12 protein-coding genes are annotated in these 13,855 nt (G+C 71.0%); 2 read left to right on the top strand and 10 right to left on the bottom strand.

What is annotated here, in order from left to right; genetic code table 11:
* Window positions 1-5 precede the first annotated feature (5 nt).
* The 3 genes from hutU to hutI are packed head-to-tail and all read right to left on the bottom strand — an operon-like array spanning window position 6 to window position 4,522.
* Complete coding sequence (gene hutU / locus BIX52_RS07910; protein WP_075220491.1) at window positions 6-1,694, bottom strand: urocanate hydratase; 1,689 nt, start codon at window positions 1,692-1,694, stop codon at window positions 6-8.
* A gap of 42 nt (window positions 1,695-1,736) precedes the next feature.
* Window positions 1,737-3,290: a histidine ammonia-lyase gene (gene hutH, locus BIX52_RS07905; protein ID WP_075220490.1), complete on the bottom strand. Its 1,554-nt coding sequence runs from the start codon at window positions 3,288-3,290 to the stop codon at window positions 1,737-1,739.
* Window positions 3,290-4,522: an imidazolonepropionase gene (hutI, locus tag BIX52_RS07900; protein ID WP_075220769.1), complete on the bottom strand. Its 1,233-nt coding sequence runs from the start codon at window positions 4,520-4,522 to the stop codon at window positions 3,290-3,292. Before hutI ends, hutH begins: the two co-directional genes overlap by 1 nt.
* Before the next feature lie 51 nt (window positions 4,523-4,573).
* Between hutI and BIX52_RS07895 the strand changes: the two genes are divergently transcribed.
* Both BIX52_RS07895 and BIX52_RS07890 read left to right on the top strand, forming a co-directional pair.
* Complete coding sequence (locus BIX52_RS07895) at window positions 4,574-5,938, top strand: formimidoylglutamate deiminase (RefSeq protein WP_108676458.1); 1,365 nt, start codon at window positions 4,574-4,576, stop codon at window positions 5,936-5,938.
* A 44-nt stretch (window positions 5,939-5,982) separates the two neighbouring features.
* Window positions 5,983-6,708, top strand: coding sequence for a histidine utilization transcriptional repressor HutC (locus tag BIX52_RS07890; protein ID WP_245803150.1), 726 nt, complete (start codon window positions 5,983-5,985; stop codon window positions 6,706-6,708).
* Between the two features lie 90 nt (window positions 6,709-6,798).
* On the opposite strand, the gene BIX52_RS07885 is transcribed toward BIX52_RS07890, so the two are convergent.
* From BIX52_RS07885 to BIX52_RS07855, 7 genes are all read right to left on the bottom strand, one after another.
* On the bottom strand, window positions 6,799-7,674 hold the full coding sequence (locus BIX52_RS07885) for an HTD2 family dehydratase (RefSeq protein WP_075220488.1): 876 nt from the start codon (window positions 7,672-7,674) through the stop codon (window positions 6,799-6,801).
* A 106-nt stretch (window positions 7,675-7,780) separates the two neighbouring features.
* Complete coding sequence (locus BIX52_RS07880; RefSeq protein ID WP_075220487.1) at window positions 7,781-8,974, bottom strand: CaiB/BaiF CoA transferase family protein; 1,194 nt, start codon at window positions 8,972-8,974, stop codon at window positions 7,781-7,783.
* Entirely contained in the window at window positions 8,971-10,179 is a 1,209-nt protein-coding gene (locus BIX52_RS07875; protein WP_075220486.1) for a CaiB/BaiF CoA transferase family protein, read from the bottom strand. The genes BIX52_RS07880 and BIX52_RS07875 overlap by 4 nt, the downstream gene beginning before the upstream one ends.
* A gap of 15 nt (window positions 10,180-10,194) precedes the next feature.
* Complete coding sequence (locus BIX52_RS07870) at window positions 10,195-11,415, bottom strand: FAS1-like dehydratase domain-containing protein (RefSeq protein WP_075220485.1); 1,221 nt, start codon at window positions 11,413-11,415, stop codon at window positions 10,195-10,197.
* A 212-nt stretch (window positions 11,416-11,627) separates the two neighbouring features.
* Complete coding sequence (locus tag BIX52_RS07865) at window positions 11,628-12,206, bottom strand: cysteine hydrolase family protein (protein WP_075220484.1); 579 nt, start codon at window positions 12,204-12,206, stop codon at window positions 11,628-11,630.
* Window positions 12,207-12,285: 79 nt separating this feature from the next.
* Window positions 12,286-12,921, bottom strand: a complete 636-nt coding sequence (locus BIX52_RS07860; protein WP_075220767.1) for a GntR family transcriptional regulator — start codon at window positions 12,919-12,921, stop codon at window positions 12,286-12,288.
* Window positions 12,922-12,990: 69 nt separating this feature from the next.
* A complete protein-coding gene (locus tag BIX52_RS07855; protein WP_075220483.1) occupies window positions 12,991-13,851 on the bottom strand; it encodes an N-acyl homoserine lactonase family protein in 861 nt (286 codons plus the stop codon).
* Window positions 13,852-13,855 lie beyond the last annotated feature (4 nt).

Below are 13,855 nucleotides of genomic sequence, written 5' to 3'. Positions count from 1 at the left end.
GCCGGTTAGAGGATGCCCGGAAGGCGCAGGCCGTTGGCGATGGCGCAGTCGCGCGCCTCCTCGTAGCCCGCGTCCGCATGGCGCATGACGCCGGTCGCGGGGTCGTTCCACAGGACGCGCTCCAGCCGGCGGGCGGCATCGGCCGTGCCGTCGGCGCAGATGACCATGCCAGCGTGCTGCGAGAAGCCCATGCCGACGCCGCCGCCGTGGTGCAGACTGACCCATGTGGCGCCTGACGCGGTGTTGAGGAGCGCGTTCAGAAGCGGCCAGTCGGACACCGCGTCCGAACCGTCCTTCATCGCCTCGGTCTCGCGGTTGGGCGAGGCGACGGAGCCGGAATCGAGGTGGTCGCGGCCGATGACGACGGGCGCCTTCAGTTCGCCGCTCGCCACCATCTCGTTGAAGGCGAGGCCGAGGCGGTGGCGGTCGCCGAGACCGACCCAGCAGATGCGCGCCGGAAGCCCTTGGAAGCTGATCCGCTCGCGCGCCATGTCCAGCCAATTGTGGAGGTGGGCGTTGTCCGGCAGCAGATCCTTCACCTTGGCGTCGGTGCGGTAGATGTCCTCCGGATCGCCCGACAGCGCGGCCCAGCGGAACGGGCCGACGCCGCGGCAGAAGAGCGGGCGGATATAGGCCGGGACGAAGCCGGGGAAGGCGAAGGCGTTGTCCAGCCCCTCTTCCTTGGCGACCTGGCGGATGTTGTTGCCGTAATCGAGCGTCGGCACACCGGCGTTCCAGAAGTCCACCATTGCGGCGACGTGGACCTTCATCGAGGCGCGGGCGGCGGCCTCCACGGCGGCGGGGTCGCTCTCTTGCTTGGCGCGCCACTCGGCCACGGTCCAGCCCTGCGGCAGGTAGCCGTGGACGGGGTCGTGGGCGGAGGTCTGGTCGGTCACGATGTCGGGCCGGCCGTTGGGGAGCGTCCCGGCCTTCATGCGGGCGACGAGCTCGGGGAAGACGTCGGCGGCGTTGCCGATCAGGGCGACGGATTTCGCCTCGCCGGCCTTGGTCCAGCGGTCGATCATCGCCAGCGCGTCGTCCAGCGAATGGGTCTTCTCGTCGCAATAGCGGGTGCGGATGCGGAAGTCGGCCCGGCTTTCGTCACACTCGACGGCGAGGCAGCAGGCACCGGCCATGACGGCGGCCAGAGGCTGCGCGCCGCCCATGCCGCCGAGGCCGCCGGTGAGGATCCACTTGCCTTTGAGGTCACCGCCATAGTGCTGGCGGCCGGCCTCCACGAAGGTCTCGTAGGTGCCCTGAACGATGCCCTGGGCGCCGATATAGATCCACGATCCGGCCGTCATCTGGCCGTACATCATGAGCCCCTTGCGGTCGAGCTCGTTGAAATGCGCCCAATTGGCCCAGTGCGGGACGATGTTGGAGTTGGCGATCAGCACCCGCGGCGCGTCGGCGTGGGTGCGGAAGATGCCGACCGGCTTGCCGGACTGGACGAGCAGCGTCTCGTCCGCTTCGAGGTCGCGCAGCGCGGCGGTGATGCGGTCGAAGTCGTTCCACGTGCGCGCCGCCCGGCCGATGCCGCCATAGACGACGAGTTCGGCCGGGTTCTCGGCCACCTCGGCATCGAGGTTGTTCATCAGCATGCGCATGGGCGCTTCGGTCAGCCAGCTCTTGGCGGTGATCTCGGTCCCGCGCGGGGCGCGCACGGAGCGGGTGTTGGTGAGGCGGCTCGTCATCGGGATTCCTCCGGCATCGCGCGGGGTTTGGTGCGTTGAAGATCAGCGGGGCTGGCGGTCGGCCAGGGTGATGAGGGGGCCGACGGCGGCGTCCGTCAGCAGCGAGCGCCCGGCGATGAGCGCGGCGGCGCGCGCCATGTCCGGGGCGAGGACGCGGTCGGCCTTGAGCGCCGGAATCTCGGTCCGCAGCGCGGCGAGGACGGACATCAGCGGCGTGCTCGTCGTCAGCGGGGCGCGAAATTCGATTCCCTGCGCGGCGCACAGAAGCTCGACGCCGAGGATGTGGGTGAGGTTGTCCACCATGCGCATCAGCCGACGCGCGCCGTGGGCGGCCATCGACACGTGGTCCTCCTGGTTGGCGCTGGTAGGCGTGGAATCGATGGTGCAGGGCGCGGCGAGGTGCTTGTTCTCGCTCATCAGCGCCGCGGTGGTGACTTCGGCGATCATGAAGCCGGAGTTGAGGCCGGGGTCCGGCGTCAGGAAGGGCGGCAGGTTGAAGGAGAGAACCGGGTCGACCATCAGCGCGACGCGGCGCTGGGCGATGGCGCCGATCTCGGCCACCGCGAGCGCGATCTGGTCGGCGGCGAAGCCCACCGGCTCGGCGTGGAAGTTGCCGCCGGAGACGATCCGCCCGGTGTGGGCGAGGACGAGCGGATTGTCCGTCGCCGCGTTCGCCTCGATGACGAGGGTGCGCGCCGCCTGGCGCAGCAGGTCCATGCAGGCGCCCGTCACCTGCGGCTGGCAGCGGATGCAATAGGGGTCCTGCACGCGCTGGTCCCCGTCGCGGTGGCTCTCGCGGATGGCGGACCCGGCCATCAGATCGCGGATCGCCGCGGCGGCCTCGATCTGGCCGGGGTGGCCGCGCAGGTCGTGGATCTCGGGCAGAAGCGGCGCGGTGGAGCCCATGATGGCGTCGGTCGTCATCGCCGAGGTGACGAGGGCGGCTTCGGCGAGGCGCCACGCCTCGAACAGCCCGGCCAGCGCGTAGGCGGTGGAGAACTGCGTACCGTTGATGAGGGCGAGGCCCTCCTTGGGGCCGAGGGTGATCGGCGTGAGACCGGCGGCGGCGAGCGCGTCGGCGCCGGGCATCGCCTCACCGGCGAAGACGGCGGTGCCTTCGCCGATCATCACCGCCGTCATGTGGGCGAGGGGGGCGAGGTCGCCGGACGCGCCGACGGAACCCTGGCACGGAACGACGGGATGGACGCCGCGGTCCAGCATCGCCTCGATGAGCCGCACGACGTCCAGCCGCACGCCGGATGCGCCGCGGCCGAGGGAGAGGAGCTTCAGCGCCATCATCAGCCGCAGGATGGGGACGGGCATCGCCTCGCCGACGCCGGCGCAGTGGGAGAGGATGAGGTTGCGCTGCAGCGTCTCGGTCTGGTCCGGGGCGATGCGCACGTGGGCGAGTTTGCCGAAGCCGGTGTTGACGCCGTAGATCGCCTCGCTGCCGGCGGCGGCCTCGGCGATGGCGCGGGCGGCGGCGGCGATCGCCTCGTCGGCGGCGACGTCGAGGCGGATGGCGGCGCCGCCCCGGTAGACGGCCTCGAGATCGGCGAGGGTAGCCGCGCCGGGGGTCAGGGTGAGCGTGGTCATCAAAGGCCCCCGAAGATGCGGCGGTGAAGCGGGTTGAAGCCGATGCGGTAGGTGAGCTCGGCCGGGTGGGCGATGTTCCACAGCGCGATGTCGGCGCGCTTGCCCGCCTCCAGTGTGCCGCAGTCGGTCAGGCCGAGGGCGGTGGCGGCGTTGCGGGTGGCCCCGGCGAGCGCCTCCTCCGGCGTCAGTCCGAAGAGGGTGGCGGACATGTTCATGGCGAGCAGCAGCGAGGTCATCGGGCTGGTGCCGGGGTTGCAGTCGGTGGCGACGGCGATGGGGACGCCCGCTTCGCGCAGCGCGTCCACCGGCGGCTTGCGCGTTTCGTGCAGCGTGTAGAAGGCGCCGGGAAGGAGCACGGCGACGGTGCCGGCCGCGGCCATGGCGGCGATCCCGTCCGCGCTCAGATATTCCAGGTGGTCTGCAGACAGCGCGCCATAGGACGCGGCGAGGGCGGCGCCGCCGAGGTCGGACAACTGCTCGGCATGGAGGCGCACGGGGAGGCCGAGCGCGGCGGCATGGTCGAACACGCGGGCGATCTGGGCGCGTGAGAAGGCGATGCCTTCGCAGAACCCGTCGACGCTGTCGACGAGCCCCGCCTCGTGCGCCGCGGTGAGGGCGGGGATGCAGACCTCGTCGATGTAGGCATCCTTGGCGCCGGCATAGTCAGCCGGCACGGCGTGGGCGCCGAGGAAGCTCTTGTGGACGCGCACCTGGCGCACCTCGCCGATGCGGGCGGCGGCGGCCAGCATCTTCACCTCGTCCTCCACCGTGAGGCCGTAGCCGGACTTGATCTCGATGGCGGCGACACCCTCGGCGATCAATGCGTCGACCCGCGGCAGGGCGGCGGCGACGAGGTCGTCCACCGAGAGGGCGCGGGTGGCGGTGACGGTGGAGACAATGCCGCCGCCCGCCGCCGAGATCTCCTGATAAGTGGCGCCCTTCAACCTCATCTCGAACTCGCGCGCGCGGTCGCCGCCGAAGACGACGTGGGTGTGGCAGTCGATGAGGGCGGGGGTGGCGAGACGGCCGCCGCAGTCCGTCGCCGGAGCGTTCGCCAGGGAGGCGGGGAGGGCGGCGCGCGGGCCGGCGAAGGCGATGCGGCCCTCCTCAACGGCGATGACGGCGTCCGGGGTGAGGCCATAGTCGGGCGCGCCGGGGGCCATGGTGGCCAGGGTGAGGTGGGTGAAAAGCTGTCTGGTCACGGCAAGTCCCGGATTGATTTGCGCGGATATAACGTCATTATGTGTAAACATATTCGCCGCGCAAGGGGGGAGAGCACCGCCGTGACAGAGTTGTTTGCCGAGACGGCCTTGTTGCCGGACGGGTGGGCCGGGAACGTGGCCGTGACGATCGGCGCGGACGGGCGGATCGCCGGGGTCGCGCCGGGTGCCGAAGCGTCCGGGGGGGCGGAACGGGTGGACGTGCTGCTCCCGGCCGTGGCGAACCTCCATAGCCACGCCTTTCAACGGGCGATGGCGGGGCTGACGGAGGCGCGCGGCCCGTCCGCCAGCGACTCCTTCTGGACCTGGCGCAAGCTGATGTACCGCTTTCTGGACGCGCTGACGCCGGACGACGTGGAGGCGATCACCGCCTTCGCGCAGGTGGAGATGCTGGAGGGCGGTTTCGCCTCGGTGTGCGAGTTCCACTATCTGCACCACGCGCCGGGCGGTGCGGCGTATGAGAACCTCGCCGAGATGTCGGAGCGGGTCGCGGCGTCGGCGGCGACGACGGGGATCGGTCTGACGCTGATTCCGGTGCTCTATCAGCATGGCGGGTGCGACGGGCGGGCTCTCACGGGCGGCCAGCAGCGCTTCGGCAACGACTTCGACGCCTACGGGGCGCTGCTGGAGGGCGCGGAGACCGCATTGGCGCCGCTGGGCGATGCGCGGATCGGCCTCTCGGCACACTCGCTGCGGGCGGTTCCGCCGGAGACGATCGCGGCGATGGCGGCGCTGCGGCCGGATGCGCCGGTTCACATGCACGTGGCCGAGCAGGTGGCCGAGGTGGAGGAGGTCGAGGCAGCCTACGGGGCGCGGCCGATCACGCTGACCCTGGACCGGCTGGGTGCGGACGCGCGGTGGTGCCTCATCCACTCCACGCAGATGACGCCGGACGAGACCGAGGCGCTGGCCGCGTCCGGCGCGGTGGCGGGGCTGTGCCCGGTGACGGAATCCAGCCTCGGCGACGGCATCTTCGACGGGGCGCGCTACCTCGCGGCGGGCGGGCGGTTCGGTGTCGGCACCGATTCCAACATCCGCATCGCGGTGGCCGAGGAACTGCGCACGCTGGAATATAGCCAGCGGCTGCGCGACCGGGCGCGGGCGGTGGTGGCGACGCGCGAGCGAACCACGGGGCGCGTTCTGTATGAGGGCGCGCTGGCCGGCGGGGCGCAGGCGGCGGGGCGGCGCACCGGCGCCATCCGCCCCGGCGCCTGGGCCGACTTCGTGGCGCTGGACGCCGGGGCGCCGGACCTCGTCGGCGTGGCGCGCGACATGATCCTCGACGCGTTCGTGTTCGCGCGGGGCGACCGGATCGACGGCGTGTGGAGCGCGGGGCGTAAGGTGGTCACTGGCGGTCGGCACATCGCCCGCGCGGCGGTGACGGCGCGCTACGCGGCGACCGTGCGGCGGCTGCTGGCGGACGCGTGATGCGCCAGCCCGGCCCTTCGCACGGCGGCCGAAAGGTAGCCGCGGTGGCGGACGCGATCGCGGACGATGCGCCGGGGACAGGGTTGCGCACGTGGACGGCGGTCGTGGCGGAGGTGACGCGCCGCATCGCGGACGGGGAGTGGCGCCTCGGCGGCATCATCCCCAGCGAGGCGGAGCTCGCCGCAGAGTTCGGCTGCTCGCGCAACACGGTGAACCGCGCGTTGAGGGCGCTGGCCGACCAGGGGATTCTGGAGCGCAAGCGCCGCGCCGGGACGCGCGTGCGCCACCTGCCTGAGAGCCGCGCCAGCATCGGCATTCCGGTGGTGCGGCATCTGGTGGAGCGGCGCGGGGCGCGCTACGGCCATCACGTTTTGGAACAGCGGGCGCAAGAGCCGCCGGACGCGGTGGCGGCGAGCCTTGGCCTTGCCGCAGGGGCCGAGGCGCTGCATGTGACGAGCCTGCACCTCAGCGATGCCGCGCCCTTCGCGCTCGAGGACCGCTGGGTGTCCCTCGCCGCCGTCCCGGCCGCGGCGACGACGGATTTCAGCGCCGTCAGCGTCAACGAGTGGCTGGTGCGCAATGTCCCCTTCAGCACCGGGGAGATCGGCCTTTCGGCGGGCGCGGCCACGGCGGAGGAGGCCGCGCGGCTCGGATGCGCGGCCGGCACGCCGGTGTTCGTGGAAGATCGCGTGACGCGCCTGGGTGACAGCGCGATCACCGTGGTGCGCACCGTCTTCGCACCCGGCTACCGAATGCGCCTGACGATTTGAGCCTGCTGGGAGAGCGTCCCGGCCGGAACGCGATCCTTCGAGGCCGGTGCGTCGGCCCGGCCGCGCCGGGCAGGCTCAGGCCGCGCAGGGTCAGGCCGCGAAGGTCGCCTCGGCCTTCATGCCGAGGCCGCATTCGGGGCCGCGTGCCCACAGCGCGAGGCCGTCCCCCTCCGCCGCCGCCTCGATGTGGAAGGGGGCGCCTGCGAAAAGGGGCGACATGCCGCGGAAGGCGAAGGTGGCGAGGCGGCGGTCCGGCATCGCGCGCGCCGCGAGGCCCTGGAGGAGCGTCGCGATCAGCGGACCATGGACGATGAGGTCGGGGTAGCCCTCCTCGCCGGTCGCATAGGGCTTGTCGTAGTGGATGCGGTGGCCGTTGGAGGTCAGCGCCGAGTAGCGGAAGAGAAGGACGGGGTCGGGGGTGATTTCCTCGGACCAGGCGGCGCCTTCGGGAGCCGGGGCGGGTTTGGGAGCCGGGGCGGGCTTGGGGGCCGATGTGCCGGGGGCCGCCGCCTCGCGGTAGACGATGTCCTGCTGCTCCTCGATCGCGACCACGCCGTCCGCACTGACGATGTGCCGCACCGTCACGAAGACGAGCCGGCCGCTGCGCCCGTCCTTGGTGACGACGTCCATGATGGTGCTGTCGCGGGTCGCCATGGCGCCGACCGGCAAGGGCGCGTGGAAGGTCAGGCGTCCGCCGGCCCACATCCGGCGCGGCAACGCGACGTCCGGCAGGAAGCCGCCGCGTTTGGGGTGGCCGTCGGCGCCGATCTCGCTGCGGCGCACGAAGGGGTTGAAGAACATCCAGTGCCAGCCGGGCGGCAGAGAGGCGCCGGGGAGGGCGACCGGCGGAAGGTCCAGCGTGGCCGCCAGCGCGTCCACCTTGGCCGGAGCGATGATTTCGGTGCGGGACTGGGTGCGGCCGATGGCGTCGCTATGGTCGGCGGTGTCGGAGAGTGTGGCGGTCACGGTTCGTACCTGTCGCTTGGAGCCCTTCGCGCTCCACCGGACGGGAGAGGGCGCGAAATTGCTGCGTTCTTGGAGGCTTGGCGTGCGATCGGGCGCGGGATGCGCCTCAGTGGATGATCTGGCGGGCGACGAGATCGTCGATCGCCGCGCGGCCGAGGCCGAGGAGCTCGCCATAGACGTAGTCCTCGTGCTCGCCGAGGCCGGGGGTGCCGCGGGCGAAGGCGGGCGCGTCGGCGGACGAGAAGCGGGCGGGGCGACCCACCGCCGCGCGCACCGTGCCGCCGGTCTCGGTCACGTCGACGATGGCGCCGCGGGCGCGCATGTGCGGGTCGGCGGCGATCTCGCTCGCGGTGACCGAGACGTGGGCGGGAACGCCAGCGCGTTGCAGGGCCTCCGCCGCGGCGCCCGCCTCCTGCGTGGCGGCCCATGCGGCGACGAGGCGGCCGAGCGCCTCGCGGTTGGCGTGGCGGTCGGCGCCGGTCTCGTATTGCGGGGCGCGAAGGAGGTCGGTCCGGCCGATGACGCTGAGGAGGCCGTGCCACTCGGCCTGGCTGCCGACGGAGACTGTGAGCCAGCGGTCCGCCTCCACCGTGGCATAGACACCGTGCGGGGCGCGGCGGTGGTCATCGTTGCCGAGGCGGGCGGGCTCGACCCCGGCGGCGGCGGCCATCATCGCCTCGCCGATCAGCGAGGAGGCGACCTCGCGCGCTGCGACGTCCACATGGGCGCCGCGCCCGGTGCGGCGGCGCTGGTGCAGCGCGGCCACCGTCGCGGCGGCGGCGTTCATGCCGACCGAATGGTCCATCACGTGCCGCATTTCCAGCGGCGGGCCGTCCGGATAGCCGCTCATGAAGCCGAGGCCGCCCCATGCGCCGAACAGCGGGGCGTAGCCGGCGAAATGGGAGTCGGGGCCGGTCTGGCCGGAGGAGGAGATGGACACCATGACGATGTCGTTCTTCACGGCCTTCAGCGCGTCGTAGCCGAGGCCGAGGCGCTCCATGACGCCGGCGCGAAAACTTTCGGCGGCGACGTCCGACACCGCGACGAGGCGCTTGGCGAGGAGGATCCCTTCGGCGGTCTTGAGGTTGAGGCGCACGGAGAGCTTGCCCGCCGACACCTGGTCGAACGTGGCCGCCCCGGCGCGGCCGTAGACCGTGTGCGGCTTGCGGAAGATGTCGGGCCTGAGCGCGGTCTCGATCTTGATGCATTCGGCGCCCATCATGGCGAGCATGTGGGTGGAGAAGGGGCCGGCCGCGTGAACCGTGAAATCGGCGATGCGGATGCCTTCGAGCGGCCTCATGCGGTGACCTTTCGTGCGTCTGCTGCGGCGATGGCGGTGGCCGCGAGGCGGGAGGTGGCGGCGCCGAGCTCCGGCGGACCGTGCGGCGCGGCGAGCGGGGCGGGGCCGAAGCGGAAGGGCGCGGCCTGGATCGGCAGTGCGCCGACGCCGGGGACGTCGACCGGAGCGAACAGGCCGCGGGCGGCCACGTGCGGGTCGGCGAGGACGCCGTCCGGCGTGTTGTAGGGCGCCATCGGCACGCCGAGGCGCTGTGCCCGTGCGACGAGGTCGGCCGCGCGCTCGCCCGCCGCGAAGGCGCGGATGTGGGCGTTGATCGTCTCCCCGGCGGCGCTGCGGGCGGCGGCGCTCGCCATCGCCGGGTCGCTCGCCCAGGCGGGACGGCCCATCAGCTCGACGAGGCCGTCCCATTGCCGCTCTTCCAGCGTGAGGAGTTCGACGTAGCCGTCGGCGCATTCGATCACGCCGCCGTAGCGGAACTTGCGCTCGTGGCGGTGCTCGATCGACCCGTCGCCGTACCGCTGCACGGCGAAGGCGCCGATGGCGACGTTGGCGTCCTGCACCGAGACGTCGACGGTGCGCCCGCCGCCGGTGGCGCCCGCACCGCCGCCCGCCCAGAGCGCGGAGAGGACGGCGAAGACGGCGGTGACGCCGCCCTGCATCTCAGCAAAATGTCCTGCGATCTTCAGCGGTGGGCGGTCCGGGAAGAGGTCCGCGGTGAGGCCGTTGGGGAGGAGGTAGCCCTCGCCGGACGCGTGGATGAGGTTGATCTCCTCGCCGGCCCACCCCGCCTTCGGGCCGGTGGCGCCGAAGGGGAGCACCGAGGTGTGGATCAGCCGCGGATGCGCCGCCGCCAAGGTCGCCGCACCGAGCCGCAGGGCATCCCGTTCGGCAAGCGGCGTGTCGTCGATGAAGATGTCGGCCGCGTCGAGGAGGGCCGTCAGCGTGGCGTGGCCGGAAGCGCTGGCGAGGTCGGCGACGACGCTGTCCTTGCCCGCCGCGAGGTAGGTGAAGAGCGCGCTCCACTCCTCCTCGGTGTCGAGGAAGGGTGGTTCGCGGCGCAGCGGTGTGCCCTCCGGCGGCTCCACCATGACGACCTCGGCGCCCATCGCCGCCAGCAGCCGCCCCGCATAGGCCGCGGCGACACCGCGCGCGTGCTCGACCACCTTGAGGCCGTGGAGGGGGCCGTTCGTATCATCGGTCGTCATGGCGGGTCCTCGGGTTCAGCGCACGACGGGAAGGTCGAGGTCGAGGCCCGACCCGTCGAAGTGGACGGGGATGCTGGGATCGCGCGACGGCAGCACCACGGTGGCAAGGCCCGGCGTGGTGATCTCGCCGCGCTGGTTCTCGCCCCAGATTTCGAGGTCGACGAGGGCGTGGCGGTCCTTGATGTACTTCTTCACCACCTTGCCCTTGCACCAGGTACAGTCGCCCATGGTGTTGAATCGGCGCATCTCGGTGCGCACGCGCTTCAGGAAGGCGGCGTCGCCCATCCAGTTGGTCACCAGCGAGGCCATCCACGACGACCGCTGCGGGCCGTAGTCGTAGACGCCGGGGACGCCGACCTCTTTGGCGGTCGATTCGCGGTGGTGGCCGATGCCGGTGTACTCGATGCCGCCGCCCGCTTCCGGGTTACGGAAGAAGTGGCCGGGGTGTTTCATCGCCGCCTTGAAGACGACGCCGTGGGTGTGGCCGCGCCCGCAGCCGACGAGGAAGCCCATGGTGTCCATCAGAGACAGCGGCCCGCGCACGATGGGGTCCAGCGTCTCGCCCTCGGTCACGTCCTCGAAGTAGCGCACGTTGGCGCCGCGCATGCGCTCATCCTCGCGCATGATCGCCTCATCGATCTTGTCGTAGTCTTCGGGCGTGTATTCGTGGGTCTTGATGTCCTTGTACTTGCCGGCATCGCGGGCGGCCTTGCGCTCGTGCCGGGTGCAGGTGCCGAGCGCGCGGGCGACGAGTTCGCCGCGCTGGTTGGTGTAGCTCGCCTCGACATATTGCAGCACGAGCCGGCCGGAGAACTTCGACTCCTTCACTTCGACGCCGACGACGCGTTCGATGGCGCTGATGCGGTCGCCGGGGCGGATGTGGCGGAAGAGTTCCCAGTCGTTGCCGGCGTAGAAGCCGTGGACGCCGGGAAGGCCCCAGCGGGTGCGGCCGATCCAGCCGAAGGCCATCGGGAACATGGGGTGGGCGAGCTGGGTCCCGTAGCGGCTGAGGCGGCCATATTCGAGGTCGCGGTAGAGCGGGTTGAGGTCGCCGATGCCGTTGCACCAGTTGCGCAGTGTGTCGGGCGTTGCGTCCTGCAGGTAGGGGCCCTCGGGGCGGAGCTGCAGGCCGATCATGTCGCGCGCCTTGGCGATCGCCTCGTCGGTGATCAGGCCCTCGGCGGGGGCGCCGCCGACGTCGTGTTTCGGCTTTTCGATGGTGTCGAAGGTGCTCAAGGCGTGCTCCTGGGTGAGAGGCGGTTTGTTCTGGGGGAGGGGGCCGGGCGGCGGCGTCGTGTGCGCCTGCCGAGCGTCCGGTCCCGAAATTCAGCGTTTGATATAGAATGCATTCTTTGTAGGGCGGGTCAACGGGTCCGTTCGGCGTACCAGGCGTGTTTTGGCCGGCTAACGGTCGATTTGTACGCGCCGACCGCAATAATGATGCATTATCAGGTGGGGAATGCGTCCGCGGTGGTCACCGTGGCGTAGCGTTTGAGGCCGGACATCGCGTGTTCGTGCTCTTCGGCGGTCGCCCCGGCGCAGCAGTCCTCGAGGATGACGCAGGCGTAGTCCCGGTCGTGCCCCTCGCGCACCGCCGCCGACACCACGCCGTTTGTGGAGACGCCCGTGAGGATCAGCCGGCCGATGGAGCGCGCGCGCAGCAGCGGCTCCAGCTTGGTGCCGTAGAACGGGCTGACGCGGTGCTTGACGATGTCGGGGTCGCCCTCCTGCGGCGCGAAGTCGGCGAAGACCTCCGTGCCCCAGGTGCCGAGGGTGAAGACGCCGTTGTCACGCGCCTTGGAGAACACCGGCGAGCCCGGCGGACACTCCGCATAGGACGGCGAGAAGCCGACGCGCACGTAGCCGACCATGATCCCGGCGGCGCGGGCGCGGGCGATCGCGGTGGCGGTGGCGGCATAGACGCCGCGCTCGCGGCATTGGACGGCGTAGGTGGCCGCGCCCATTCCTTCCGGGTGGACGAGGTCGTTCATCATGTCCATGACGAGCAGGATCGAATTGGTCGTCATTGAAGGCTCCATAGATCGGGGCGGCAGAGGGGACGGCCGGTGGTGGCCGCTGCGCCCGGATGGAGCCGGCAAGCGCCCCTCAGGGCTTGTAGCTTGCCTTGAACTCCTCCCAGCCGGCGCGGATGTGGGTGCGCAGCGCGGCGATGAGAGCCGCCTCGTCGCGCGAGATGATGGCCGAGAGCATCGCCCGGTGCTCGTCCGACGCGCGGTCGATGCGGCTTTCCACCTTGTTGATGAGGTCGAACGGGTAGCGGGCCCAGAGCGTGCGGGTGAACCGCAAGGTCATCGGCAGATCGGCGGCCATGTAGATCAGCTCGTGGAAGCGGTAGTTGATGCCGCGCACCGCGTCCTTGTCGGCCCGCGCGGTCGCCGCCTCCAGCTCCTTCTGCAGGGCGACGAGTTCGGCGATCTGCGCCTCGGTCAGGCGCGCCATGGCCTTCAGCGCAAGGCGGCACTCCATGATCACCCTGAGGTCGACGATCTCTTCGGTCGCGTTGATGTCGAATTCGGCGACGATCGCGCCCTTGTGGGACGAGGCGTGGACGAAGCCCTCCGCCTCCAAGAGTTTGATCGCCTCGCGCACCGGGGTGATGCTGGTGCCGATCACCGCCGCGATTTCGGCCTGCTTCAGCTTCGACCCGCGCGGAAGGCGGCCGGAGATGATCCCCTCGCGCAGATAGTCCGCGACCCGCTCCTCCTTGGTTTGATGCATCATGCGTTCTTGGTCCTTCTGAAGCATGATCGTCATTGCCCGAAGGGACCGTGGTTGCGCAATTGAGCATCATCACGCGGCCCATCCTTTGCCGGGGGCCGCCGGGGTGGATGACGGCGTGAGCGAGAGGGCGGGCGGCAGGTCGAGCCGCATCACCTGCCCGGCGAGGTCGGGGCGCGACGGGGGGTAGAGTTCGGCCACGCGCGGGTCGTGTGCGGGCACCACGTGGTCGTCGCTCGCCGCCAGCCGGCGGATGGTGTCGTGGGCGGCGATCATGTCGGCCGAGCTGACGACGATGGCGAAGGGGACGCCGCGCTCATATTCCTCGTAATAATGCAGCGCGTCGGAGGCTAGGACGACGGTGCCGCGGCTGGTGGCGACGGTGATGATCTCCTGCCCCGCCGTGTGGCCGCCGACCCAGTGGACGGTGACTCCGTCCGCAATCGTCTCCTCGCGCCCGTGGAGCGTCAGGCGTCCTGCGTGGAGAAGCTCCACCAGGGTGAGGATCTCGTCCACCTCGTAGGCGCGGCGGAACCAGGGGCGGGCCATGAACGGGCCGGTGATGAAGGCCATCTCCTCGGCCTGCATGTGGAATTGGGCGTTGGGGAAGGCGTTCAGGTGGCCGGTATGGTCGTAGTGGGCGTGGGTGAGGATCACGGTGGTGACCGCCTCCGGGTCGACGCCGAGGGAACGCAGCGCATCCACCGGATTGACCAGCATGGTGTGGCCGTGGTGCTCCGCCTTGGCGGGGTCCATTCCGGTATCGACGACGATCACCTCGTCGCCGCGCATGAGCACCCAGGAGTAGAAGTCCAGGGTGAGCGGCTCGGCGGGGCTGGCTTCGAGGATGAAGTTCTGGCCGCGGGTGCGCGTCGGGTTGACGGCGTAGCGGATGGCGTGGATCTCCCAATCGCCGTTTTGGGTGTGTGTCATCGTG

The sequence above is a fragment of the Acuticoccus yangtzensis genome (assembly GCF_001927245.1).
In the GTDB taxonomy this organism is placed as follows: Bacteria; Pseudomonadota; Alphaproteobacteria; order Rhizobiales; family Amorphaceae; genus Acuticoccus; species Acuticoccus yangtzensis.
This window is presented reverse-complemented; position numbering and strand designations above follow the sequence as displayed.